The 25,699-nt window shown below is 68.2% G+C and carries 21 protein-coding genes; 4 read left to right on the top strand and 17 right to left on the bottom strand.

What is annotated here, in order from left to right; translation table 11 throughout:
* Positions 1-8: 8 nt before the first annotated feature.
* The 4 genes from BWR19_07775 to BWR19_07760 form a co-directional block, all read right to left on the bottom strand.
* Positions 9-2,192, bottom strand: coding sequence for a hypothetical protein (locus BWR19_07775; protein ID APX92834.1), 2,184 nt, complete (start codon positions 2,190-2,192; stop codon positions 9-11).
* A gap of 164 nt (positions 2,193-2,356) precedes the next feature.
* Complete coding sequence (locus tag BWR19_07770; GenBank protein APX92833.1) at positions 2,357-2,593, bottom strand: hypothetical protein; 237 nt, start codon at positions 2,591-2,593, stop codon at positions 2,357-2,359.
* A gap of 111 nt (positions 2,594-2,704) precedes the next feature.
* Positions 2,705-3,166 (bottom strand): hypothetical protein, encoded by a 462-nt coding sequence (locus BWR19_07765; GenBank protein APX92832.1) that lies wholly within the window; start codon positions 3,164-3,166, stop codon positions 2,705-2,707.
* A complete protein-coding gene (locus tag BWR19_07760; GenBank protein ID APX92831.1) occupies positions 3,163-5,799 on the bottom strand; it encodes a DNA topoisomerase I subunit omega in 2,637 nt (878 codons plus the stop codon). The genes BWR19_07765 and BWR19_07760 overlap by 4 nt, the downstream gene beginning before the upstream one ends.
* A gap of 356 nt (positions 5,800-6,155) precedes the next feature.
* Here BWR19_07760 and BWR19_07755 point away from each other — a divergent pair, with 356 nt between their 5' ends.
* Both BWR19_07755 and BWR19_07750 read left to right on the top strand, forming a co-directional pair.
* Positions 6,156-7,613: a pyruvate kinase gene (locus BWR19_07755; protein ID APX92830.1), complete on the top strand. Its 1,458-nt coding sequence runs from the start codon at positions 6,156-6,158 to the stop codon at positions 7,611-7,613.
* A 3-nt stretch (positions 7,614-7,616) separates the two neighbouring features.
* Positions 7,617-8,108, top strand: coding sequence for a methylglyoxal synthase (locus tag BWR19_07750; protein APX92829.1), 492 nt, complete (start codon positions 7,617-7,619; stop codon positions 8,106-8,108).
* Between the two features lie 256 nt (positions 8,109-8,364).
* On the opposite strand, the gene BWR19_07745 is transcribed toward BWR19_07750, so the two are convergent.
* The 3 genes from BWR19_07745 to BWR19_07735 form a co-directional block, all read right to left on the bottom strand.
* Complete coding sequence (locus BWR19_07745) at positions 8,365-10,737, bottom strand: 3-hydroxyalkanoate synthetase (protein ID APX92828.1); 2,373 nt, start codon at positions 10,735-10,737, stop codon at positions 8,365-8,367.
* A gap of 178 nt (positions 10,738-10,915) precedes the next feature.
* Positions 10,916-12,724, bottom strand: a complete 1,809-nt coding sequence (locus BWR19_07740) for an oxaloacetate decarboxylase subunit alpha (GenBank protein ID APX92827.1) — start codon at positions 12,722-12,724, stop codon at positions 10,916-10,918.
* A gap of 26 nt (positions 12,725-12,750) precedes the next feature.
* On the bottom strand, positions 12,751-14,166 hold the full coding sequence (locus tag BWR19_07735; protein ID APX92826.1) for a pyruvate carboxylase subunit A: 1,416 nt from the start codon (positions 14,164-14,166) through the stop codon (positions 12,751-12,753).
* A 75-nt stretch (positions 14,167-14,241) separates the two neighbouring features.
* On the opposite strand from BWR19_07735, the gene BWR19_07730 reads away from it, so the two are divergent.
* Together BWR19_07730 and BWR19_07725 are read left to right on the top strand one after the other, a co-directional pair.
* The gene (locus tag BWR19_07730; protein APX92825.1) at positions 14,242-15,237 is read left to right on the top strand and encodes a LysR family transcriptional regulator; all 996 of its coding nucleotides are present in this window, start codon (positions 14,242-14,244) and stop codon (positions 15,235-15,237) included.
* A 301-nt stretch (positions 15,238-15,538) separates the two neighbouring features.
* Complete coding sequence (locus BWR19_07725) at positions 15,539-16,612, top strand: lipoyl synthase (GenBank protein APX92824.1); 1,074 nt, start codon at positions 15,539-15,541, stop codon at positions 16,610-16,612.
* Here BWR19_07725 and BWR19_07720 read toward each other — a convergent pair.
* The 10 genes from BWR19_07720 to BWR19_07675 form a co-directional block, all read right to left on the bottom strand.
* Positions 16,596-17,297: an octanoyltransferase gene (locus tag BWR19_07720; protein ID APX92823.1), complete on the bottom strand. Its 702-nt coding sequence runs from the start codon at positions 17,295-17,297 to the stop codon at positions 16,596-16,598. The two genes, BWR19_07725 and BWR19_07720, sit on opposite strands and share 17 nt — an antisense overlap.
* A complete protein-coding gene (locus BWR19_07715; GenBank protein ID APX92822.1) occupies positions 17,297-17,608 on the bottom strand; it encodes a hypothetical protein in 312 nt (103 codons plus the stop codon). Before BWR19_07715 ends, BWR19_07720 begins: the two co-directional genes overlap by 1 nt.
* Positions 17,609-17,720: 112 nt before the next feature.
* A complete protein-coding gene (locus BWR19_07710) occupies positions 17,721-18,848 on the bottom strand; it encodes a serine-type D-Ala-D-Ala carboxypeptidase (protein ID APX94946.1) in 1,128 nt (375 codons plus the stop codon).
* 132 nt (positions 18,849-18,980) lie between these two features.
* Positions 18,981-19,982 carry a hypothetical protein gene (locus BWR19_07705; GenBank protein APX92821.1) on the bottom strand — a complete coding sequence of 334 codons (1,002 nt, stop codon included), beginning with the start codon at positions 19,980-19,982 and terminating at the stop codon, positions 18,981-18,983.
* Complete coding sequence (locus BWR19_07700) at positions 19,961-21,019, bottom strand: lytic murein transglycosylase B (GenBank protein ID APX92820.1); 1,059 nt, start codon at positions 21,017-21,019, stop codon at positions 19,961-19,963. Before BWR19_07700 ends, BWR19_07705 begins: the two co-directional genes overlap by 22 nt.
* A 43-nt stretch (positions 21,020-21,062) precedes the next feature.
* On the bottom strand, positions 21,063-22,220 hold the full coding sequence (locus tag BWR19_07695) for a rod shape-determining protein RodA (protein APX92819.1): 1,158 nt from the start codon (positions 22,218-22,220) through the stop codon (positions 21,063-21,065).
* Positions 22,221-22,242: 22 nt separating this feature from the next.
* A complete protein-coding gene (locus BWR19_07690) occupies positions 22,243-24,150 on the bottom strand; it encodes a penicillin-binding protein 2 (GenBank protein APX92818.1) in 1,908 nt (635 codons plus the stop codon).
* Between the two features lie 33 nt (positions 24,151-24,183).
* Positions 24,184-24,651, bottom strand: coding sequence for a 23S rRNA (pseudouridine(1915)-N(3))-methyltransferase RlmH (locus tag BWR19_07685; GenBank protein APX92817.1), 468 nt, complete (start codon positions 24,649-24,651; stop codon positions 24,184-24,186).
* Positions 24,648-25,010, bottom strand: coding sequence for a ribosome silencing factor (locus tag BWR19_07680; GenBank protein ID APX92816.1), 363 nt, complete (start codon positions 25,008-25,010; stop codon positions 24,648-24,650). Before BWR19_07680 ends, BWR19_07685 begins: the two co-directional genes overlap by 4 nt.
* Before the next feature lie 54 nt (positions 25,011-25,064).
* The gene (locus tag BWR19_07675; GenBank protein APX92815.1) at positions 25,065-25,697 is read right to left on the bottom strand and encodes a nicotinate-nicotinamide nucleotide adenylyltransferase; all 633 of its coding nucleotides are present in this window, start codon (positions 25,695-25,697) and stop codon (positions 25,065-25,067) included.
* Positions 25,698-25,699: the final 2 nt, after the last annotated feature.

Raw genomic sequence — 25,699 nt, 5'->3', positions numbered from 1 at the left:
ATCGCCATTCACGGTGAAGTCGCCAGTAGGCGATCGCGGTCGGCCGGCGCCAGCGGCCCCGGCAGGATCCCCAGCGCACGCTGCAGATGCACCAGCGATTGCAGGTACTGCCAGCGCGCCTCGACCTCGGCCAGCTGCGCCTGGCGCGCGCTGGCCTGGGCATCGAGCAGCGCGACCTGCTCGGCAGCGCCCTCGCGCCAGGCCGACTCGACGAGGTCGCGGGCTGCCACGGCGCTATCGCGGGAGGTCTCGCGCAGGCCGATGCGCCGCCAGGCGGCGGCCAGTTCGACGCTCGCCGCGCGCAGCTGGGTCTCGAGGCCCTGGCGGGCATCCTCCTCGCGCAGGGTGACGCTCTCCAGCCGGCGCGCACTGCGCTCGCGCTCGAGGCTGCGGCGACCGCCGGCATACAGCGGCAGACGTGCGGAAATGCCCACGCTCCACTCGTCCGAGCCGCTCTCGGGGAGGGTCACCCCGGCGCCGTCGAGGGCCGCCACGCCGTCCTGTACCGCCGGCGCAGTGGACTCCCAGGGGGCGCTGTCGCCGGTGCCGTCGCGGTAGAGCTCGCGCTCATAGCTGACCTGCAGCCCGACCTGCGGCGCCCAGAAGGCGCGCCGTCGCGACACCAGCTCGCGCTGGGCCGCCTCGCGCCCCGCGGCAAGCGCCCGCAGCTCCCGGGAGTCACGCAGGGCGTCATCCAACAGCCGCGTCTGCCACGCCTCGAGACGCGCCGGGCTGCGCACCGCCGCGGCGAAACGCTCATCACCGGCCAGCCACTCGGGGCGGCCGGTATCCGGCGCCAGCGGGCGCAGCGGAGCCGTGGCCGCCCGGCCCAGGCGCCGATTGAGGGCCAGGCGCAGCTGTTCGCGCTGCGCCTCGGCCTGGTCGAGTCGCTCACGGGCCTGGGCGCGCTCGCTTTCGAAGCGCAGCCGCTCCTCGCGGCCGGCGGCGCCGGCCGCGTCGCGCCGCTCGGCCTGGCGCAGACTGGCCTCGATCAGTGCCAGGTCCTCGCGCAGCACCTCGAGCTGGGCCTCGAGACGCAGCGCATCGAGAAACTCGCGGGCGGTCTCCAGCACCAGGTCGAGGCTCTCGACCTCGAGCTCGGCGCGGCGGGCGCGGTCGAGACTCGCCGTCACCGCCATGGCGGCCAGCGCCGGTTCGGAGAACAGCAGCTGCTCCAGGGTCACCCCGGCAGTGGCGCGGCGCTCGGGCTGCTGGCCCAGCCCCAGGCCGGCACGCTGCTCATCGATCTGACGGCCGGTGGCTTCCAGGTAGAGGCTGGGCCGCCAGCGCGAGCGCGCCTCGTCCTCGTCCAGGGCCTGGGTCTCGACCCCGTGACGGGCGATCTCGAGGCTCAGGTTGTCGGAAAGCGCCACCGCCACCACCTGCTCGAGACTCAGCGCCCCGTCCCGTGCCCCCTCGGCGCCAGCGGCGTCGCCGGAGGCCTCGAACAGCCGGGCGCGGGTCAGCAGATCGAAGTCCGGCGACCAGCCGAGCGCCCTTGCCGTGGCCAGGTTGAGCCACTCGCGCCCCTGCCTCGGCCAGGCGTCCAGCGGCTCGACCGGACGCCCCGTCGCGCGGTCGTCGAGGCGCAGCGCCAGCCGCCGCAGCCAGGCGGCTTCATCCACCGCCCCGGGCAACGACAGCAGCGCGCCGTGCTCGACCTGGGCGGGGTCGGAGAGCGCCACGCCGGGCACGCCGGCGTCCGTGAGCGCCTCGAACCAGTCGCGCTGGGCGGCGGCGTCGAGCGCCGGCAGCGCCAGGATCAGCGCCACATCGGCGGCGGCGATCGCCTCGATGGCCTCGCGCCGTGGGGGATGCAGGGTGAGCGTGATATCGCGGGCCGCGGCGCGCTCGGCAAGCAGCTCAGCGGCACGCTCAGCCGGCCCGGCGGGGCCGACGATGGCGATCTGCCGCAGCGGGGCACGGCCGCCCAGGTCGTCGGGCAGATGCGTGAAGGGGTCGCGCTCGCCGCGCAGCCCCTGGTCGAGATTGTCGGCATCGCCGTAGGAGGACGCGGCACCGTCAACGACCAGCTGCGGCGGCTCACGGCCGGCGCTGAGTCGCTCGAGCTCGGCTTCGAGCTGTGCCAGTGACGCGCTGCCCCGCGGTAGATCCGCCGGCGCCACGCTGACGCTGGCCGCCCAGGCCAGTGCCGGCAACCAGGCGATCAATAGCGTCAAGCCCTTGAGCATCCCTGCGATCATGATGGGTCTCGCCGAACAACGAAGATGGGTGAGCCGCGAGCGGCTCGGCGTGTGGTGGGCCGATTTTAAACGAGTGATTGAATTTTACCAGCCGACCAACAAAAAGCCCGCCGGTGAACGGCGGGCTCGAACTGAAATAGCGCTGCGTTCACTCAGTGCAGGGTGGCGGGGAAGGCCTGGTCATCACTCTCTTCCTGCCACAGCTTGCTGCGGGTAATGGCGTGGTCGATCATCTCTTGCGCGACCTCGAAGCGACTCTGGCGCAGCAGCTCGGCGGCTTCCTCGGAGAAGCGAATGCGCATCAGCGGCTCGCCCTCGCCTTCGGCGGGTCGCAGTACGATCTCGCCGTCACTGAGTTCGACGATTTCCAGGATAGCGGTATCAGACACGGCGACCTCTCTCCCAGCGTGGGGAAACTAGCGGTGACAACAAAAAACGACCAGGGCAAGGACCATGGTCGTCGTCTTGATGGCCAGACTACCACTTAGGGCGGCGCGGCGTCACCACTCCTCGCTGGTTTCGCGCAGGGTGGCAAGGGTCGCCTTGAGCCCGGCGAGGGCCTCGCCCAGCTCATCGCCGAGGGACTGCTGAGCGGCGCTGACGATCAGGCCGCTGCGCGGTGGCTGGCGGCGCGCCGCGCCCTCCACGGCGTGCAGCGCCTCGAGGCGCGCCAGCAACACGTCCAGCCAGCTGCCCTCACGGCGCGCCAGCTCGCCGAGGTGCTCGAGGGCGGCCAGCGGCGGGCGCTCTTCGGCGAGCAGCTCACGCCAGTCGTGGCGGGGCAGCATGGCATGCTCGGTGAGTTCGCGCAGCGCGGCGTTCAGCCCCAGCTCGAGCAGCGCCAGAGCGCCCTCCTCCAGCGCCATGCGCCGGGCCACGGCGTGTTCGTCGTCACCCGGCGCCTGAGCGAGCAGCAGCTCGGCCTGATAGAGCAGCTGATTGGTGCGCCCGCGGGGAGTCATTTGCGCTTGTCCTCCACCTGCCACTTGCCGTTCTCGTAGAGCGCCTTCCAGCCGGTGGCCTTGCCGTCCTCGTCGGTCATCACGAACTGACTCTTGGTCTTGCGCGAGAAGCGGATCTGCGCCGGGCGGCCGTCCGGGTCCTCGCTGGGCGCCTCGAGCAGGAAGTGATACTTCTCGGGCAGCTCCTCGGCGTGGGCCTTGAGCTCTTTGACCAGCGGCGGGCGGGTCTCGCGGTTCTTGGGGAACTGGCTGGCGGCCAGGAACAGGCCGCTGGCGCCGTCGCGCAGCACGTAGTGGTCGTCGACCTTCTGACAGGCCAGCTCGGGCATCGGGATCGGGTCGATCTTGGGCGGTGCCACTTCGCCGCTCTTGAGCAGCTTGCGGGTGTTCTTGCACTCGCTGTTGGTGCAGCCGAAGTACTTGCCGAAACGCCCACTCTTGAGCTGCATCTCGCTGCCGCACTTGTCGCACTCGATGACCGGGCCTTCGTAGCCCTTGAGCTTGAAGCGCCCCTGCTCCACCTCGTGGCCGTCGCAGTCGGGACTGTTGCCGCAGATATGCAGCTTGCGGGTCTCGTCGATCAGGTAGCTGTCCATCGCCGTGCCGCACTTGGGGCAGCGGTGCTTGGCGCGCAGCGCCTCGGTCTCGGCCTCTTCGCCGGCGTCGGCGGCCACCGCCTCCTCGCCGGGGATCAGGTCGATGGTGGTCTTGCAGCGCTCCTTGGGCGGCAGGTTGTAGCCCGAGCAGCCCAGGAACACGCCGGTGGAGGCGGTACGGATCTGCATCTTGCGCCCGCAGCTCGGGCAGTCGATGCCGGTCGGCACCGGCTGGTTGGGGCGCATGCCGTCTTCGCTCTCGGCGGCCTCCAGCTCCTTCTTGAACTCGGCGTAGAAAGCGTCGAGCAGCGCCTGCCAGTTGCGCTCGCCCTCGGCGACCTCATCGAGGCCGTCCTCCATGCGCGCCGTGAACGAGAAGTCCATCAGGTCGGGGAACGACTCCTTGAGCCGCTCGGTGACGATATCGCCGAGCTTCTCGGCGTAGAAGCGCCGGCTCTCGAGCTTGACGTAGCCGCGGTCCTGGATGGTCGAGATGATCGAGGCGTAGGTCGAGGGCCGGCCGATGCCGCGCTTCTCCAGCTCCTTGACCAGGCTCGCCTCGGTAAAGCGCGCCGGCGGCTTGGTGAAGTGCTGCTGCGGGTCGAGCTGCTCGAGGGTCATGGCGGTGCCCTCGGCGAGGTCGGGCAGCGACTGGTCCTCGTTCTTGCCCGACGGCTTCATTACCCGGGTATAGCCGTCGAACTTGAGCACCCGGCCCTTGGCGCGCAGCTCATAGCCGTCGACTTCCACCGTCAGGGTGCTGGAGAGATACTCCGCCGGGGTCATCTGACAGGCCACGAACTGGCGCCAGATCAACTCATAGAGCCGCTCGGCGTCACGCTCCATGCCCGACAGGTCGGTGGCCTTGAGGCTGACGTCGGAGGGGCGGATCGCCTCGTGGGCCTCCTGGGCGCCCTCCTTGCTGGAGTAGCGATTGGGCGCCTCGGGCAGGTAGCGCTTGCCGTAGGCCTGCTCGATATGCTCGCGCACGCTATCCACCGCATCCTTGGAGAGATTGGTGGAGTCGGTACGCATGTAGGTGATGTAGCCCGCCTCGTAGAGCCGCTGGGCCATGGTCATGGTCTTCTTCACCGAGTACCCCAGCCGGCCACTGGCGGCCTGCTGCAGGGTCGAGGTGATGAAGGGGGCATTGGGCTTGGAGCGGGTCGGCTTGTCCTCACGCGCGGTGATCTCGAGGCTCGCCTTGCGCAGTGCGGCGATGCGCTCGAGGGTCTCGGCCTCGGAGGTGGGCCGGAAGGCCTTGCCGTCCTGGCGCACCAGCTCGAAGCGGATCGGCTCGGCCTTGGCGTCGTCGGCCACCGCCAGGTCGGCATGCACGTCCCAGAACTCTTCGGGCACGAAGGCGCGGATCTCACGCTCGCGCTCGACGATCAGGCGCACCGCCACCGACTGCACGCGGCCGGCGGAGAGCCCGCGGGCGACCTTGGCCCACAGCAGCGGCGAGAGCATGAAGCCCACCACGCGGTCGAGGAAGCGCCGCGCCTGCTGAGCCTCGACGCGCTCGATATTGAGGCTGCCAGGCTCCTTGAAGGCCTCCTGGATGGCGTTCTTGGTGATCTCGTTGAACACCACCCGCTTGTAGCGCGACGGTTCGCCGCCGATGGTCTCCTGAAGGTGCCAGGCGATCGCCTCCCCCTCGCGGTCCAAATCCGTCGCCAGGTAGACGGCGTCGGCCTTCTCGGCGTGCTTCTGCAGGTCGGCAACCACCTTCTCCTTGCCCGGCAGCACCTCGTAGTGGGCTTCCCAGCCGTGCTCGGGGTCGATGCCCATGCGCCGAATCAGTTGGTCCCACGACTTCTGCTTCTTGTACACCGCCTTCTCGTCCGGCGACATCTTGCGCGTCGCCGCGGCCTGGCGAGCGCGCTCCTTGGGATCAGAGGCCGTCTTGCCCGAGCCGCTGGTCGGCAGGTCACGAATATGACCTACACTCGACTTCACGATGAAATCGTTGCCGAGGTATTTATTGATCGTCTTGGCCTTGGCCGGCGACTCGACGATGACCAGTGACTTGCCCATAGTGCTCCACATTCCTGTTGTCCGGGCCAGTGCCCTGAACCTGCGAGTCGTTCGCCACACGTACTATCACACTGACGACGCGGCGTTGGAAAAATGCGCCTACCCTAACGCAGCGCCCGGGGCCGCGCCAGTCCCAGCGCCGGGGCACCGCCGCGGTGGCAGCACCGCGCAACACCCGGCGTGGCCTCTTGACCCTAGACCGCCGACGCAAGACTCGGCAAGACGTTTCCTCGCGTCGAGCCCTTGGTGTAGTATCATGTAGTAAAATCACTACATAATAGCGAACACGTCGGACCGGCTTGCGCACATCACATGCAAGCCTTTGTTTTACCGGCACTACCACTCAGGAGATTCAGATGTCGACAGCCCCGCTCAACGCCATCCGCCGCACCAAGATCGTCGCCACCCTGGGCCCGGCCAGCGACCGCGACGGCGTCCTCGAAGCCATGCTCGAGGCCGGCGTCGACGTGGTGCGCCTCAACTTCTCCCACGGCAGTGCCGACGACCACCGCCGCCGCCTGGCCCGGGTCCGCGAGATCGCCGCGCGCCTCGGCAAGAGCGTCGCCGCCCTCGGCGACCTGCAGGGCCCCAAGATCCGCATCGCACGCTTTGCCGACGGCGCCGTGACCCTCGACGAGGGCGCCTCCTTCATCCTCGACATGGCGCTGGACAGCGACGCCGGCGACGCCTCCCGGGTCGGCTGCGACTACAAGACCCTGGCCGCCGACGTTACCGTCGGCGACCGCCTGCTGCTCGATGACGGTCGCCTGGTGCTCGAGGTCAGCGCCATCCAGGGCGACGAGGTCCACACCACGGTGGTGGTCGGCGGCAAGCTGTCCAACAACAAGGGCATCAACAAGCAGGGCGGCGGCCTCTCCGCCGCCGCCCTCACCGACAAGGACAAGGCCGACCTCGAGACCGCCATCGACATCGGCGTCGACTACCTGGCGGTCTCCTTCCCGCGCTCCGCCGCCGATATGCAGGAAGCGCGCCGCCTGCTCGGCGAGGCCGGCAAGGAGATCGGCCTGGTGGCCAAGGTCGAGCGCGCCGAAGCAGTGGCCGACGAGGCCACCCTCGACGGCATCATCCTCGCCTCCGAGGCGGTGATGGTGGCCCGCGGCGACCTCGGCGTGGAGATCGGCGACGCCCAGCTGATCGGCGTGCAGAAGCGCATGATCAAGCGCGCCCGCAGCCTCAACCGCGCGGTGATCACCGCCACCCAGATGATGGAGTCGATGATCGACTCGCCGCTGCCGACCCGCGCCGAGGTGTTCGACGTCGCCAACGCGGTGCTCGACGGCACCGACGCGGTGATGCTCTCCGCCGAGACCGCCGCCGGCGACTACCCGGTGGAGACCGTCGAGGCGATGCACCGGCTGTGCCTGGGCGCCGAGCGCGAGCGCACCGCCCAGGAGTCGGGCCACCGCATCCACGAAGGCTTCACCCAGGTCGACGAGACCATCGCGCTGTCGGCGATGTACGCCGCCAATCACCTCGAGGGCGTCGCCGCCATCGCCTGCATGACCGCCACCGGCTATACGCCGCTGATCGCCTCGCGGATTCGCTCGGGACTGCCGATCGTCGGCCTGGCTCACAGCGCCACCGCCCAGCGGCGCATGGCGCTGTATCGCGGCGTGGTCTCGCTGCCCTTCGACACCGCCGACATGGACCCCACCGAGCTCAATCGTCAGGCCATGGCGATCCTCAAGGACCACGGCATCGCCGAAGCCGGCCAGCTGATGATCCTGACCCGCGGTGACCACATGAACGCCCACGGCGGCACCAACACCCTGAAGATTCTCGAGGTCCAGTGAGCCATGAGTCCCCTCCCCGGCAATGATCCGCGGCCGGTCCAGCAGGCCAGTCGCACCCTGCCCGTGCGCAAGCGCATCGCGCTGATCGCCCACGACGGCAAGAAGGACGAGATGCTGGCCTGGGTGGGCCGCTGGCAAACCACCCTGGCCCAGCACCAGCTGGTAGGCACCGGCACCACCGCGCGGCGGATCGCCAAGGAGCGCGGACTCGAGGTCGAGGGCCTGATGAGCGGGCCGCTGGGCGGCGACCAGCAGATTGGCGCGCGCATCACCGAGCAGCGCCTCGACCTGCTGATCTTCTTCTGGGACCCGTTCGCCCCCCAGCCCCACGACCCCGACGTCAAGGCGCTGCTGCGCCTGGCCGCGCTGTGGAACATCCCGGTGGCCTGCAATGCCGCCAGCGCCGACTTCCTGATCTCCTCGCCCTATGTCGGCGAGGAAGTGGACATCGCCATACCCGACGCCGGGGCCTGGGTCAGCACCCGCACCGACTGACCGGCATTTCCTCACGTGCCAACGCCGCCATTGACCCTAGGTAAGGAGCGCCGGGGGCAGGCCGACGAGGAGGTTTGCGCCATGGATGGCGCAAGGTAGCGCCCAGGGAAGGGTTTACAGCGCCTCCTCATAGGCCTGCCGACGGAGTAGCTCCGAGTGGTGCCAAGCCTGGGTCAGCACCCGCACCGACTGATTCCTCTATCGCGCAAACGACAACGCCGCCCTCTTGGGGGCGGCGTTGATTCGCGTGTCGGTCTTACTCTTTATCGGAAGGCTTGGGCGTGGCTGGGGCCTTGCGACGACGCGGTTTGGCGGGTGCCGCCTTCTCGCTTGCGGAAGCCTTCGGACTCGCCGCTGTTTGTTCGCTGGAGACAGCCTTCAGCTTAGCGGCGGGCTTCTCGGCCGGCGTAGCGGGCGCAGCGGGCGCAGGTGCCGGCGGCGCCGGACGCGCCGCGTCGAAGTAGCCGCGCACCTGGTCGAGCCGCTCGGCCACGTCATCGGACTGCGGGCCGCTGGCCGCCAGCACGTGCTCCAGGTGCTCGAGGTGCTCGTCGATCTCGGCGTTGCTGCAGCTGGCCAGCAGCGTCGGGATCGCCGCCAGGGCCCGCGGCCGATCGAGCTTGAGGATGAAGAACTGATCGCGCACCAGCGCCTTGAAATCGGCCAGCTTGAGGCCCGGCTCGAGCTCATCCCGCGACGCCTTGAGGCGCTGGAAGTTGCGCTCATCGGTGGACGGGGCTCCGCCCAGCACGTAGATCAGCGCGCGCATCACCGCCTCGTGGCCGCCGCCCTGGTCGATGCGCTGGCACAGTTCGGCCTGGCGGTTATCGACGAAGCGGCGATGTTCCGGCTCGATGCCGGGACGCCGGCGCAGCGGCTGGCCTTCGACGCCGAGACCGGCCACGGTCTGCAGCCACGGCTGGCCGTACCAGCCCAGGAACAGCTTCTCGGTGAGGCTATCGCGTAGCTCACGATAGGCGTCGAGGCTGCCGCTGAGATGGTCGCTGGCAACGTTCTCGGCCATGCGCCAGGGGTTGTCGGGCCCCGCCACCTGGCGCTCGGAGCGCACACGATCAGCCAGTACGGGAATCGGCACCATCAGCGGGTTGCGGTCCGAATAGAGCTTGTAGGCCAGGCGGATCGGATGCATGCGGCGGATCCAGCGCGCCGCTTCCGGCGTCATCACCGCCTTGAGCCACGGCTGCAGCAGCATCTGGTAGAGCCCCAGGTTGATCTGCGAAACCCGCTCCACGGTGGCGAAGCGGCGATCATCCTCTTCGCTGGGCTGGACGATCTCATCGAGCTCCTTGACGTCGCGCGGTGTGAACTCGAGCAGGTAGTCGCCGTCGATATGCGCGGCATCCTTGCCCGACGGCGCACGCTCGGTGACCTGGGTCTCGTAGAGGCCCGGCGGCAGCACGTCGATGTAGTCCATGTTGGCGGTGAACTCGGTGTGCTCCTTGCGCGATACACTGCCCGAAACGAAGATGCCCAAGTGGCCGGTGGTGTCGTGTACGCAGTAGACGATGGTCTGCTCGTGGGCGTAGATATCCTCGACGTCGGCGTAGAGATCGCGCACCCAGCCCAGCGCCTGGGGCGGCGGCGTGATGTCGTCGCCCTTGGAGCAGAACACCACGATCGGCGAACGGATGTTGCGCAGGTCGATGCGCCGCCCATCGCGGGTCGAGAGCCCGGCGGTGCTCAAGCGATTGCCGATGAACAGGTTGTCGACGATGTACTGGATCTCTTCCGCACCCAGCACCACGTGGCCGCCCCACCAGCGCTCGAACTGCAGGTAGCGTTCGGCCTCGCTGTCGACGTTGGCATAGAGCCGGTACTGCTTGTCCCACAGGGTGTTGGCCGGATTGAGCTTCTCGAAGTTCTGCACAAGCAGCGCACCGTCGAACAGCCCGGCGCCGAGGTCGCCGGCCAGCGCCGTCATCCAGCTGCCACCGGTCATGCCGCCGGTGTAGCGCATCGGTGCACCGCCGCGCTCACCCGCCCAGTAGGAGAGCGGTGCCCCGGCGATCAGGATCGGACCGAACACCTCGGGCTCCAGCGCCGCGGCCATCATGATCTGCCAGCCGGCCTGGCAGTTGCCGACCACCATCGGCTTCTCGCTGACGTCCGGGTGGCGGGCAATCACCTCGCGCAGGAAGGCGATCTCGGCGTCGACCACGTCTTCGACGGTCTGGCCCGGCTCGGGGAACGGCAGGAAACCGATGAAGTAGCACGGGTGCCCGGCGCGCAGCGCCACACCGATCTCGCTGTCGGGCTTGAAACCGCCGATGCCCGGGCCGTGGCCGGCGCGGGGGTCGACCACCACGAACGGCCGCGCCAGCGGGTCGGTCTCGACCCCGGCCGGCGGCTCGATGCGCATCAGCTCGTAGTTGACCGGTCGCGGCAGGTCACGGCCGTCGAGCAGCACTTCAGACTCGAAGCCCAGCACGTTGGGCTTGGTCTGCTCCATATGTTCGAGGTACTGGTTGCCGCGCTGGCGCATCACGTCGAGGTAGAGCACGCTGCGCTCGAGACTGTCGCGCCAGTAGTCGACGCTGGCGCGGCCGATGCCGAGGGGATCGAACAGCGCAAGCGACGCATTCATCATGGAACTAGCGGCCGGTAGCATGGGATCACTCCATAGCGGCGGAAAGGGGTAGCGTCATCACAGAGAGCAGAACCCGCTCGAAAATGATCTGGCGTTTCTTGCAAAGATCAGCTGCGGTGACTCGAGTGAGGTCATTATGCCATCATGCTGCATTGCAATATAGACTAGTCGTTTCGACTGATGTGTGCCAGTCGTCGCGCTACTCGATTTCCACCAGCACCTCGCCGGGCATCACCCGCTCCCCGCGTGCCACGTGCAGCGCGATCACCGTACCGGCACGCCGCGCGTGCAGCTCGGTTTCCATCTTCATCGCCTCGGTGATCAACACCGGCTGACCCTCCTCGACGCGATCCCCCACCGCCACCAGCACCTCGACGATGTTGCCCGGCATGGCGGTGGTCACGTGACCGGCACTGCTGGCCCGGGCGCGGCCGCTCTCGGGCGGCGGCTGATAGCGATCGCGAGGCTCGAACACCACCGCCTCGGGCATGCCGTCCAGGGTCAGGTAGACCTGGCGGCGTCCGCCGCGGTCGCGGCCCACGCCGGTGATCTGCACGTCGTAGGACTCGCCGTGAACGTCGATCACGAACTCGGTAGGGGTGCCCTCGCTGGCCGGCCGCTGGCCGTCCTCCGCCGCTGGCAGCGGCTCGGGGATCAGGCTGCCGTCGCGACGCCCCTGCAGGAAGTCGCGACCGATGTCGGGGAACAGGGCGTAGGTCAGTACGTCCTCCTCGCTCTCGGCGAGGCCACCGATCGCTTCGCGAAAGCGCGTCATCTCCGGCGGCAGCAGGTCCGCCGGCCGGCCCTGCTCGGCCGGCTCCTGGCCCACCGCCCGGCGCCGCAGCTCGGGGTCGGCAGGTGCCGGCGGGCGCCCGTAGCCGCCCAGCAGGTAGCGCTTGATCTCGTTACTGATGGTCTTGTAGCGCTCGCCGGTGAGCACGTTGATTACCGCCTGGGAGCCGATGAACTGCGAGGTCGGCGTGACCAGCGGCGGGTAGCCGAGATCGGCACGCACCCGCGGGATCTCGTCGAACACCTCGCGGATCCGCGACAGCGCGTTCTGCTCGCGCAGTTGGTGGGCGAGATTCGACATCATCCCCCCGGGCACCTGGCTGACCAGCACGCCGATATCCTCGCGGGTCACCTCGCTCTCGAAGCCAGCGTACTGGCGACGCACCTCGCGCAACCGGTCGCTGACCGCCTTGATCGCCTCGAGATCGAGGCCGGTGTCGTAGTCGGTGTCCTGGAAGGTCGCCACCATGACCTCGCTGGCCGGATGGCTGGCGCCGCCGGCGAAGGCTGCACAGCAGGTATCCAGGTGACGGCAGCCCGCCTCCACCGCCTTCAGATGACACTGGCCAGCCAGCCCCGAGGTGGCGTGGGCGTGCAGGTGAACAGGCACATCCACGGCATCCAGCAGTGCGGCGACCAGCTCGGCGGTGGCATAGGGCGTGAGCAGCCCGGCCATGTCTTTGATGGCGATGGAGTCGGCGCCCATCGCCACCAGCCGGCGGGCATCGTTGACGTACATCTCCAGGTCATGCACCGGACTCAGGGTGTAGCAGATCGCGCCCTGGGCGTGCTTGCCGGCGGCCTTGACCGCGGCCATGGCGGTCTCCAGGTTGCGCAGGTCGTTGAGCGGGTCGAACATCCTGAAGACATCGATGCCGCCCGCCGCGGCGCGTTCGACGAAGGCCTCCACCACGTCATCGGCGTAGTGACGGTAGCCGACCAGGTTCTGACCGCGCAGCAGCATCTGCAGCGGCGTGTTGGGCAGCGCCGCCTTGAGTCGCTGCAGGCGCTCCCAGGGGTCCTCCTTGAGGAAGCGCACGCAGGCGTCGAAGGTCGCCCCGCCCCACACCTCCAGCGACTCGAAGCCGATGGCGTCGAGCGCCGGGCACACCGGCAGCATGTCGTCGGTGCGTAGCCGCGTGGCGATCAGCGACTGGTGGCCGTCGCGCAGCACCATATCGCTGAGGCGCACGCGGGCGTCGGGGTTGGCGGGCATGTCTCTCTCCCTGTCGGGGCGGTGGTTCATAGGCCGGCATGCGCGGCGATGGCGGCAGCCACCACCAGCGCCACCTCGTCGGGATTGCGCTTCACCGAGTAGTCGAGCAGCTCTGGGTGGCGCAGCACGAACCCGGTATCGAAGGTGCCGCGGCGAAAGTCGGGGTGCTTGAGGATCTCCTCGTAGAGCGGCGCGGTGGTCTTGATGCCCTGCAGGCGCATGTCGTTGAGCGCCCGCACGCCGCGGTCGAGGGTCTCCTCCCAGGTCATGCCCCACACGATCAGCTTGAGGCACAGGGTGTCGAAATGCGGTGGCAGGCGGTAGCCGGTATAGATGGCGGTGTCGGTGCGTACCCCGGGGCCGCCTGGCGCATAGTAGCGGGTGATACGCCCGAACGACGGCAGGAAGTCGTTCTTGGGGTCTTCGGCATTGATGCGAAACTCGATGGCGTAGCCGTGGTGGCGAATGTCCTCCTGGCGAAACGCCAGCTTGAGGCCGTAGGCGATGCGGATCTGCTCGCGCACGATATCGACCCCGGTGACTGCCTCGCTGACGGTGTGCTCGACCTGGATGCGGGTATTCATCTCCATGAAGTAGATCTCGTTGCCCTTGACCAGGAACTCCACGGTGCCGACATTCTCGTAGCCCACCAGCCGCGCCGCGCGCACCGCCAGCTGGCCGACGTAGGCGCGCTGCTCGGGCGTCAGCCGCGGGCTAGGGGCGATCTCCATCAGCTTCTGGTTGCGGCGCTGGATCGAACAGTCGCGTTCGAACAGGTGAATCACGCTGGCGTGGCGGTCGGCCAGCACCTGGACCTCGATATGCTGGCTGCCGACCAGGCACTTCTCGAGGAACAGCTCGCCGCTGGCGAAGCGCGCATCGGCCTCCTCGCCGACCTGCGACCAGGCCTGTTCGAGCTGGGCGGCAGTGTCGCAGCGGCGCAGGCCACGCCCGCCGCCGCCCAGGTTGGCCTTGAGCATCACCGGATAGCCCAGCGCCTCGGCCAGCGCCAGGGCCTCCTCTACGCTTGCCAGCGGCGCCCGCGAGCCGGGCGTGACGGGGATACCCGCCTCGCGCAGGGTCTCCCGCGCGCCGCTCTTGTCGGCCATGCGCGCGATCACCTCGGCATCCGGGCCGATGAAGGCGATGCCCGCCTGGGCGCAGAGCCTGGCGAAATCGGCCTGCTCGGCGAGAAAGCCGTAGCCGGGATGCAGCGCATCGCAGCCGGTCTCGCGGGCCAGGTCGACCAGGCGCTGGGCGTCGAGGTAGCCGTCCAGCGGGTCATCGCCGATGAAGTAGGCCTCGTCGGCGCGCTTAACGTGCAGCGCGAAGCGGTCCGGCTCGGTGTACACCGCCACCGAGCGAATGCCCATCTCGGCACAGGCGCGCTCGATGCGCACCGCGATCTCGCCGCGGTTGGCGATCAGCAGCTTGTGGAACATGGCGACCCACCCCGACAAAGTTGGTAACATTCTGGCAGCCTATTCTGTCATAACCGACACCGCTTGGACGCCTTAATGACGCGACCCAGTCTGCTCAACCGCCTGACCTTCCGCCAGTTGCAGGTGTTTCAGGCCGTGCACCGCCAGCAGTCCTACTCGCGGGCGGCGGAGCAGCTCGGCCTGACGCAGCCGGCGGTCAGCGCGCAGATCCGCCAGCTCGAGCAGGCCCTCGAGCAGCCGCTGTTCAAGTATGCCGGCAAGACCCTGCACGTGCTGCCCGCCGCCGATGCCCTGGCGAGTTCGGTGCAGTCGATCTTCGGTCAGGTCTCGAGCCTGCAGATGGCGCTCTCGGAGATGGCCGGCAGCATCCGCGGCGAACTCAACCTGGCGGCGGTCTCCACCGCCCAGTACGTGGTGCCGTATATCCTGGCGCGCTTTCGCGCCCTCTATCCCGAGGTGCAGATTCGCCTGCGGGTATGCAACCGCGGCCAGGCGCTGGAGCGCCTCGCCGAGCGCCGCGACGACCTGGTGATCATGGGCATGGTGCCCGACGACCCCAACCTCACCTTCATGCCGATCCTCGACAACGAGATGATCCCGGTGGTGTGGCCGGAACACCCGCTGATGCATAGCGCCAGCCCGACCCTCGACGACTTCGCCCACCACTACGTGCTGATGCGCGAGCCCGGCTCCGGCACCCGCACCGCCTTCGAGGACTTCGCCTCCCGCGAGCGGGTGACGCTGGCCCACACCATCGAGATGGGCACCAACGAGGCGATCAAGCAGGGCGTGATGGCGCATCTCGGCGTAGCCGTGCTGCCGCGCCTGGCCGTCCAGCTGGAGCTTGCCGGCGGGCTGCTCGCCTCGCCACCGCTGCACGGCTTTCCGCTGCGCCGCTCGTGGTGCACGGTGTATCCCAAGGACCGCCATCCCTCGCCGATCACCGAGCTGTTCCTGCGCTTCGTCCAGGAGCTGCTGCCGGAACTCAACGCCCACTTCAGCGCCCCGCTTACGCCCCACCGCGGCCACTCGGTGGTCTGTCTGCCGGTACCTAAGGCACAAGGCAGTTAATTTGGGCTAGCGCCGCTCGGGACTGATCCGCCGCCATCAGTGCCGATTGCGAGGACGCCGGGGGCAGGTCGGAGAGGAGGTTTGCGCCATGGATGGCGCAAGGTAGCGCCCAGGGATGGGTTTACAGCGCCTCCTCGTAGGCCTGCCGACGGGTTAGTTCCGAGCTCGAGGCACGCTGGGGCATGCCAAGGGTACGAACAGCCGGGGCAGGCTGAACCCACCCCCGACCTTATGCTAAAGTGGCGTGCATCTTGGTTCGGGTGACGCCGCCCGGGCAGCGAACAGAGAGGCGCGAATCGCTATGAGCAACAAGCCGTCGCAAGCCGTTTCCAGCGGGGCCAAATTCCGCAACGAGCACGGCATGTCCGTGATCAAGGATGGCATCAAGCAGCGCAGGCAGAGCGAAACAGCAGAGCCCCACGAGGGCGTCAGCAATGGCCGCAAGCCGCCCTGGCTGCGCATTCAGATCGCCGGCGGCGAACGCTTCGAGGCGGTCAAGCGCAACGTCAGCGAGCACCGCCTGAGCACGGTGTGCGCCGAATCGCACTGCCCCAACATGGGCGAGTGCTGGAGCAACGGCACCGCCACCATCATGCTGATGGGCTCGGTCTGCACCCGCGCCTGCCGCTTCTGTGCGGTGGACACCGGCAACCCGCGCGGCTGGCTCGATCATGAAGAGCCGCAGAATACCGCCAAGTCGGTGGAGCTGATGGGGCTGCGCTACATCGTGCTGACCTCGGTGGACCGCGACGACCTCGACGACGGCGGCGCCAGCCACTACGCCGCCTGCGTCCGCGCCATCAAAGCGCGCACCCCGGAGGTGGTGGTCGAGGCCCTGACCCCGGATTTCGACGGCGTACACGACGCCATCGCCGACGTGGTGGATTCCGGCCTCGAGGTGTTTGCCCAGAACGTCGAGACCGTCGAGCGCCTCACTCAGCGCGTTCGCGACCCCCGCGCCGGCTACCGCAAGACCCTCGACGTGCTGGCCTTTGCCAAGCGCCACAAGCCCGAGGTGCTGACCAAGACCAGCCTGATGCTGGGCCTCGGTGAAACCGAAGAGGAGATCCTCGCCACCTTCGACGACCTGCGCGAGATCGGCGTCGACATCGTCACCCTCGGCCAGTACCTGCGCCCGACCAAGAACCACCTGCCGGTGGAGCGCTGGGTGACCCCCGAGGAGTTCGAGCGCTATCGCCAGCTGGGCCTGGAGCGGGGCTTCCTGGAAGTCGCCTCGGGGCCGCTGGTGCGCTCCAGCTACCGCGCCGACCAGGTGTTCGAGAAGAACAACCTGGGGCTGGCCGCCCCGGCCAAGGTACCCGGCCAGCAGGCAGCCGCGGATGACGGCCTGATTCCGGTCACGCCGGTAGGCTGAGACCCTGCTGCAGGCGGCAGTGCTCCGGCAGCTCGCCGGGCGCTGCCCAGTCGAGGTCACGCCCCAGCTGTGCACCCAGATGGCGTACCAGGCCATGCGCCACGCTGTCCGCATCCGGCGCCGCAGAGAGCAGATCGCTGATGCGCGTCATCGCCATGCCGGCATAGCCGCAGGGATTGATCCGCGAGAACGGCGTGAGATCGACATCGACGTTGAGCGCCACGCCGTGGAAGCTGGCGCCGCGGCGGATGCGCAGCCCCAGCGAGGCGATCTTGGCCTCGCCCACGTAGACCCCCGGGGCGTCGGCCCGCGCCGCGGCAGAGATCCCCAGCTCCCCCAGCACCCCGACCACCGCCTGTTCCAGCGCGGTCACCAGCTCGCGCACGCCGAGCCGCGTGCGGCGTACATCGAGCAGCGGATAGACCACCAGCTGGCCGGGGCCGTGATAGGTCACCTGGCCACCGCGGTCGGTCTGTACCACCGGGATATCGCCGGGCATCAGCAGGTGCTCGGGCTTGCCGGCCTGGCCCTGGGTGAAGACCGGGTCGTGCTCGACCACCCAGCACTGGTCCGGGGTCTCGGCGTCACGCGTATCGGTCAGTTCGCGCATCGCCTGCCACACCGGCAGGTAGGGCTGGCGGCCCAGGCGGTAGACCCGAACAGGCGCGGCGAGATGCTCGCTCATCACAGCACCATGTGGACGCGGCCGGTGGCCTTGAGCGCGGCAAACAGCGCCTCGAGCTGGGGCTTGCCGGTGGCGATGATGGTCAGCCGCACCGACTGGAACTTGCCGTTGCGGCTGTCGACGACGCGGATCGACTCACGGTCGAAGCCGGGCGCATGGGCCTCGACCACCGCGACCACGGCATCGTGAAAATCGTCGGCGGCATCGCCGACGATCTTCAGCGAATAGTCGCAGGGGAATTCGACGCGCGGGGCCGGCGTGGAGGTCGCCGGGGTGTCGAGACGCAGGTCTCGCAGGGGCTTGTCGGCCATGATGCGGGGTACTCGAAACGGGAGTGTGGCGCCATTTTACGCAACCCGGCCGCTGCGACCAAGGCCGCCGCAAGCGACGGCCCCGTGCAAGCCTGCAGCGCTACGCCATCGATCAGCCAAACAGTCCGCTGATGAACTGGCGCACCATGTCGAAGACACGCTTGAAGATCCCGCCCTGCTCGACGTTCTCCAGGGCCACCAGCGGGCGCTCGCCGAGCACCTCGTCGCCGAGTTTGACCTCCAGGGTGCCGAGCTGGTCGCCCGCCGCCACCGGCGCGGTGATATCACCGCGCAGGTTGAGGCGCGCGGTGAGCTCATCGCTGCGCCCGCGCGGCACGGTCATCTTGACGTCGCTATCGACACCGACGCGCACCTGGTTCTCTGCACCGCCCCAGATACGCGGCGTTTCGAGCACCGAGCCCGCCTCATAGAGGTTGAGGGTCTCGAAGTAGCGGAAGCCGTAGCTGAACAGCTTCTGGGTCTCCTGGGCGCGGGCTTCTTCGGAGTTGGTGCCCATCACCACCGAGATCAGGCGCATGTCGTCGCGCTTGGCCGAGGCCACCAGCCCGTAGCCGGCCTCGGTGGTCCAGCCGGTCTTGAGGCCATCGACGGTGGCGTCGCGCCACAGCAGGCGGTTGCGATTGGGCTGGCGGATATCGTTGAAGTCGAAGTAGCGCTCGGCGTAGATCGCGTAGTGCTCGGGATAGTCGTTGATGATGTACTGCGACAGCAGCGCCATGTCGCGCGCCGAGGAGTACTGCTCCGGGTCCGGCAGGCCGGTGGAGTTGGCAAAGCTGGTGTTGTGCAGCCCCAACCGCTGGGCGTGCTGGTTCATCAGGTCGGCGAACGGCTGCTCGCCGCCGGCCAGGTGCTCGGCCACGGCAACGCTGGCGTCGTTGCCCGAGGAGATGATGATCCCGTAGAGCAGATCGCGGATCGATACCTCGGTATCGACCTCGATGAACATTTTCGAGCCGCCGGTGCGCCAGGCGTTCTCGCTGACCCGCACCATGTCGTCCATGCCGATATTGCCGCGGTCGAGCTCACGCTCCACCAGGTAGGCGGTCATCAGCTTGGTCAGGCTGGCCGGCGGCAGCCGCTCGTCGGCGTTGTGCTCGACCAGCACCTCGCCGCTGTCGGCATCCATCAGGAACCACGACTTGGCCGCCAGCTGTGGCGGCGAGGGGATCATGGTCTGCGGGCTGGGCTGCTGCGCCTGGGCCGAGACACCCAGGGTCATCACCCCCAGGCTGGTCAAGCCGGCGGCAGCCAGCGGAAGCATCGAGCGACGCAAACCGGACAACAAGGCAAACACTTTCATTACATCCACTCTCAAAGAAGAAACGTCACTAGATTCACGACCCGGCTCGGGTCAGTCATTGATCACCAGGGTCTGCTCGAACCCCGCGCGGCGCAGTTCGTCGCGCAGCGGCTCGACCCGGCTGGCATCGCTCACCGGCCCGACCTGGACGCGATGCACGCTGGCATCGCTGGCCACGCGCACCGGCTGGTTGAGTTCACTCTGCAGCCGCGACTTGAGGGCTTCGGCGTTGCTCGCCGAGCCCAGCGCGGCCACCTGCAGATACACTGCGGCGTCGCCGTTGGTCGCCGCGCCATTGGAGGAGGCTGGCGTCGCCGCGACCTCCCGGGCGGGGGAAACGCTCGACGCCGGGGCTTGGGCGGCGACCTGCTCGGCGCCGTCACGCGCCGGGCGCTGCACCTCGGCCACCTGGCGCGACCCATTGCCGCGATTCTGCTGCCAGGCCACCGGATCGATGGCCTCGACACGCACCCGGCCGGTACCGCTGCCCAGGATATCCAGCCTGGCCGCCGCCGCATAGGAGAGATCGATCTCGCGGTTGTCGTGGAACGGCCCACGATCGTTGACCCGTACGATCACCGAGCGGCCGTTGTCGACGCTGGTCACCTTGACGAAGCTGGGCAGCGGCAGCGAGCGATGCGCAGCGGTCATCATGTACATATCGTAGATCTCGCCGTTGGCGGTGGCGTAGCCGTGGAACTTCTCGCCGTACCAGGAGGCGATGCCCTCGTTGCTGTAGCCCACCTCGTCGGACAGCACGTGGTAGGTCTCGCCCCACACCTCGTAGGTGGGCCGGTTGCCACCCCGCGAGCGCGGCTCGACCCGCGGCTCGGCATCCGGGACGTCGGAGACGTCCGGCGGCAGGTCGGGGTAGGCATCGCGGCTCATCGCATAGCGCCCGCTGGCAGTGCTGGTGGCCTCATTCTGAGTCGCGCTGGCAGCACCGCTGTCGCCAGTCCGCTGGGTGCCGCTACCGCTGCTGGCACAGCCCGCCACCGTCAGCAGCGCAGCCAGTGCGCCGAGCGTGCGGATCAGCTGTCGTCCTGAGCCCATGCACCCTCCTCATAGGCCTCGGCAATGCGTTCGGCCAGCTCGGTGACCGCCATGGCGTATAGATGGCTGTGATTGTAGCGAGTGATCACGTAAAAATTGTGATGCCCGAGACGATAGTGATAGCTCACTTCCTGACTGTCGTCGTCGCGCAGGTAATCGAACGCCAGCGGCATCACCTGCTGCGGCGCGTCGGCGTCGTGCTGCGGCTCGATGCCCGCCGCGGCGAGCTCGTCGAGGCCCGCATAGGGAGGACGGGTGGCGTTGAACTCGATGCCGTCGGGCAGGCTGTCGGGGCCGCTTGCCTCGCTCAAGATGGCCTCGCCGGCGCGCCAGCGGTGCTCGGCAAAGTAGTTGCCGACGCTGCCGATGGCGTCCACCGGATTGGTCCACAGGTCGCGGATGTCGTCACCGTCGAAGTCCACCGCATAGGCACGGTAGCTGGTGGGGATGAACTGCGGATAGCCCATGGCCCCGGCATAGGAACCGTACAGCGAGCCGGGCTCCACGCCCTCCTCGAAGGCGATCTCGAGAAACGCCGCCAGCTCGCCGTGGAAGAAGCGATGGCGACTGGGATGATGGAAGGCCAGGGTCGACAGCGAGTCGAGCACACGGTGACGACCGGTGAACTGGCCGTACTTGGTCTCGACACCGATGATCGCGGCGATCACCTCCGGCGGCACGCCATATTCGGCCTCGGCGCGGTCGAAGGCGTCGCGGTGGGCATCGATGAAGGCCGCCCCCTCCAGGATGCGGTCACGCTGGAGGAAGATCTCGCGGTACTCGTCCCAGCGCAGGCGCCGCTCGGCGGCACCTTCCATGGCATCGAGCACCTCCTGGCTGAAATCGGCCTGGCGCATCGCCGCCTCGGCCCAGTCGCGCGGCACGCCCTGCTCACCGAGCTGTTCGACCAGCGCGGCTACGGCGTCATCCGACGTCGGGTCGAAATCGTCGGCCAGGCTCGCCGACGCCAGCAGTGATAGAGCCACTGCGGCCAGCACGCTGCGCGCGCCCCTTCCCTGAATTGCAGACACCGTCATCGGTCGGGCAGCTCCTTGCTGAATCTTTCGCTGGAACACCGCCTCAGCGAGGCAGCAGGCGGCGGTGGGCATGAATCGACATGAGAATACCGAAACCGGCCAGCAAGGTCACGCTGGAGGTGCCCCCATAGCTGACCAGCGGCAGCGGCACGCCCACCACCGGCAGAATACCACTGACCATGCCCACGTTGACGAACACATAGATGAAGAATGTCAGCACGATACTGCCCGCCAGCAGGCGGCCAAAACAGTCCTGGGCGGCGTTGGCCAGCCATAGCCCGCGGATGATGATCAGCAGATAGAGCGTCAGCACCACCAGCATGCCGATCAGGCCGAACTCCTCGCCGAGCACCGCGACGATGAAGTCGGTATGCCGCTCGGGGAGAAACTCGAGCTGCGACTGGGTCCCCTGCAGCCAGCCCTTGCCCACTAGCCCGCCGCTGCCGATGGCGGTGGTCGACTGGATGATGTTCCAGCCGGCGCCCAGCGGGTCGCTCTCGGGATTGAGAAAGGTCAGCACCCGCTGGCGCTGGTAGTTGTGCATGTTGATCCACAGCAGCGGCAGTGCGGCGCCGGCCAGCGCCACCAAGAAGGCAATGAAGCGCCACGACAGCCCGGCCAGCAAGATAACGAAGACCGCGGCACAGATCACCAGCAGCGAGGTGCCGAGGTCCGGCTGGCGCGCGATCAGCATGACCGGCACCACCATGATCAGGCCGCACACCAGCAGGTCGAGCCATGTCGGCGGCAGCTCGCGGCGGCACAGATAGGCGGCCAGCATCATCGGCATCGCCAGCTTCATCAACTCGGAAGGCTGGAAGCGCACCACCCCGGGAATCACCAGCCAGCGCTGGGCGCCCATGCCCATGTCGCCCATCACCTCTACCGCGATCAGCATCGCCAGCGCCGCGCCGTACAGCAGCGGCGCCCAGCGCAGCAGCGTGGTGGGTGACAGCCGCGCCAGCACCATCAGCACCACCAGCCCCAGCCCGAAGCGGGTCGCCTGGGCGATCACCGTGTCGAGGCGCTGGCCGCTGGCACTGTAGAGCACCATCAGGCCGGCACTCATCAGCACCAGCAGCAGCAGCAGGATCCAGGGGTCGATGCGCAGCTTGGTCCACACGCTCTTGCGGCGCGACATGCCGCTTTCGGGGGGGCGTACCGGATGGCCTCGCAGGCCCCGGGTAATATCACCGAGCATCGTCAGCGTCCTTTCATGAGCATCAGTTACCCGCCACGCTGGCGTCGTCGTTTTCCATCTCTTCGCGCAGCTCCTCGACGTCCAGCGCTTCGTCGTCGAGCAGCCAGGCATCGCTCATCGCCCGCGCCAGATGCGCCGCGTGGGTGCTGCCGCCACCGGCGTTCTCGACGATCACCGAGACCGCAATCTGCGGATCCTCGATCGGCGCATAGGCGACGAACAGCGCGTGATCGCGCAGCCGCTCGGCGAGTTCATCGGCGTCGTAGCGCTGATCCTGGCCCAGCGAGAACACCTGGGCGGTACCCGACTTGCCGCCCATGCGATAGTCGAGATCGACCCCGGTACGCCGCGCGGTGCCTTCGCTGCCGCTGAGCACCTTCTCGGCACCCGAGAAGACGCGATCCCACCACTCCTCGTTGTCGAGCACAATGTCACTCAGGGTCTCGGGCAGCACGGCCTCCTGCTCGTGGTCGCCGATGCGCTTGGCCATTCGCGGCTTGACCCACTTGCCGCGGTTGGCCAGCACCCCGGTGGCCGCCGCCAGCTGCAGCGGGGTGACCTGCCAGTAGCCCTGGCCGATACCCACCGAAATGGTTTCGCCGGGGTACCAGGGCTGATTGAAGCGGCCGCGCTTCCACTCCCGTGACGGCATCAGCGCGGCGCTTTCGCCGAACACGTCGTGACCGACCCGCTGGCCGAAGCCGAAGTTGGTCATGTGCTCATGCAGGCGGTCGATCCCCATCTCGTGGGCCAGGGTGTAGTAGTAGGTGTTGTTGGAGACCTCGATGGAGCGCTCCATGTCGACCCGGCCGTGCCCCCAGCGCAGCCAGTTGCGATAGCGGCGCGTATCGCCCGGAAGCTGGAAATAGCCGGGATCGTTGATCACCCGATTGGGCGTAATCACCCCTTCGGCAAGCCCGGCGATGGCCAGAAACGGCTTGACGGTCGAGCCGGGCGGGTACTGGCCGCGGATCGCGCGGTTGAACAGCGGCAGGTCGAGATCGTCCTGCAGCGCCTGGTAGGAGGCGACGTCGATGCCGGTGACGAAACGGTTGCTGTCGAACCCCGGCGCCGAGACCATGGCCAGGATCTCGCCGCTGGCCGGCTCGATGGCGACGATCGAGCCGCGCCGCCCGTCGAGCAGCTCATAGGCCAGTTTCTGCATGTCGCGATCGATGGTCAGGGTCAGGTTCTCGCCCGGCACCGGGTCGGTGCGCCCCAGCTCGCGCAGCACCCGGCCACGGGCGTTGGTCTCGACCTTGCGCAAGCCGGCCTGACCGTGCAGCACGTCCTCGTAGAAGCGCTCGACGCCGGTCTTGCCGATGAAGTGGGTGCCGGCATAGTTGCCCGGGTCGAGGGTCGCCAACTCCTCGGCGTTGATACGCCCCACGTAGCCCAGCGCATGGGACAGCATCTGGGCATCCGGGTAGTAGCGCAGCAGCTGCGCCTCGACCTCGACCCCGGGGAGGCGATGGCGATTGAGTGCCAGGTGGGCGATCTGCTCCTCCTCCAGATCACTCATCAGCAGCGCCGGCTGGAACGGGCGCGTGCGCTGGCGCGAGCGCTCGCGAAACGCCTCGACGCCCTCCTCGGGCAGCGCCAGCAGCTCCACCAGCAGGTTGAGGGTGGCGTCGAGGTCCTCAACGCGCTCGCGCACCAGCATCAGATTGTAGGTGGGGCGATTCTCGGCCAGCAGCTGGCCGTTGCGGTCATAGATCAGCCCACGAGTCGGTGGCAGCGGCTCGACCCGCACGCGGTTCTTCTCCGAGCGGGTAATATAGACCTCGTGCTGGGAGACCTGCAGGTAGGCCAGGCGGCCCATCAGCGTCGCGGTCAGCGCCACCACCAGCAGTAGCGCCAGCAGCGAGCGGAGACGGAAGATACGCACTTCCTGATGCGTGTTCTTGAGTACCTGGCGACGATCACGCATGGAGCGAACTCGAGAGTTGAAACAAGAAACACCTCAACGGTGGTAGGGATGCCCTACCAGCAGCGTCCAGGCGCGGTACAGCTGCTCGGCGAGCAGGATGCGCACCAGCGGATGCGGCAGAGTCAGCGGCGACAGCGACCAGCGCTGGTCAGCACTCGCCGAGAGTCCCGGCTCGATGCCGTCGGGGCCGCCCACCAGCAGCGCCACATCGCGCCCGGCAAGCCGCCACTCGGCGGCCTGCTCGGCGAGCTGCTCGGTGCTCCAGGGCTTGCCGCCGACCTCCAGTGCCACCAGCTGCTCATTGCCCTTGAGCCGCTCGCGCATGCGCTCGCCTTCGCTGGCCACGGCACGCGCGATATCGGCGTTCTTGCCGCGCGCCCCGGGGGCGATCTCGATCACCTCGAGGCTGAAGTCACGCGGCAGCCGCTTGCGATATTCGCCGACGCCCTGCTCGACCCAGCCCGGCATCTTGGTGCCTACCGCCAGCAGCTTGAACTTCACACACGCTCCCCGCGCACCTCGGCCTCGCCGTCGCTGGGCAGATCCGACCACAGCCGCTCGAGGTCGTAGAGGCGCCGGGTCTCGACCAGCATCACGTGCACCACCAGCTCACCGAGATCCACCAGCACCCAGTCGGAACCGGCCTGTCCTTCGACGCCCAGCGGCTGCAGGCCCTGCTCCTTGGTCATCTCCACCACGCGGTTGGCGAGTGCCGAGACGTGGCGCGTGGAGGTGCCACTGGCGACCACCATCAGGTCCGTCACGCTGGTCAGGCGCGACACGTCGAGGGTCGCGATGTCCTGTCCCTTGAGGGACTCGAGGGCATCGATCACCAGTGTCTTGAGGTCGTCGATCTGCATAGTGTCTGAGGGGCTCCTGGTGCGTATCGGGGATCACGGCATTGACTGGACATTCTACCGCTCGTGGCGGTAGAGGCCCAGTGCCATGATCTCCCGCTCCACCGCCTCGGGCAGCAGATAGCGCACCGAAGCGCCGTGGCGCAGGCGCTGGCGCACCTCGGTGGCGGAGATCGCCATCCGCGAAGGCAGCGACAGGCGCAGCAGCCGTCCCGCCGGCGCCGCAAACAGCGTCGCCGGGTCATCGACCTCGCGCCCGGCGATCAGTTCACGCAGCGCCTCCGCCAGCGGCTGGCGATGATCGGGACGCTCGATGACCACCAGGTGGGCCAGCTCGAATAGCCGCTCGGGCTGGTGCCAGTCGGCGAGCTTGAGAAAGGCGTCGTGGCCCAGCGCCATCACCAGCCGCGCTTCGTCGCCGTACTCGGCGCGCAGGCTGGCCAGGGTGTCGGCGGAGTAGGAAGGGCCGTCGCGGCGAATTTCGCGGTCGTCGGCGACCAGCCGCGGCGTATCGCCGATGCCCAGCCGCAGCAGCGCCAGGCGCTGGTGGCCGGACAGCCCCGGCGCGCCGCGCAGCGGCGGCTGCTGGGCGGGAATCATATGCACGCGATCGAGGCCCAGCGACTCGGCCAGCTCCACGGCGCTACGCAGGTGCCCCAGATGCACTGGGTCGAAGGTGCCGCCGAGCATCG

It is taken from the genome of Halomonas sp. 1513 (genome assembly GCA_001971685.1).
In the GTDB taxonomy this organism is placed as follows: domain Bacteria; phylum Pseudomonadota; class Gammaproteobacteria; order Pseudomonadales; family Halomonadaceae; genus Franzmannia.
Note: the sequence above shows the minus strand (reverse complement) of the source record. Positions and strands in the feature narration are given on the sequence as shown.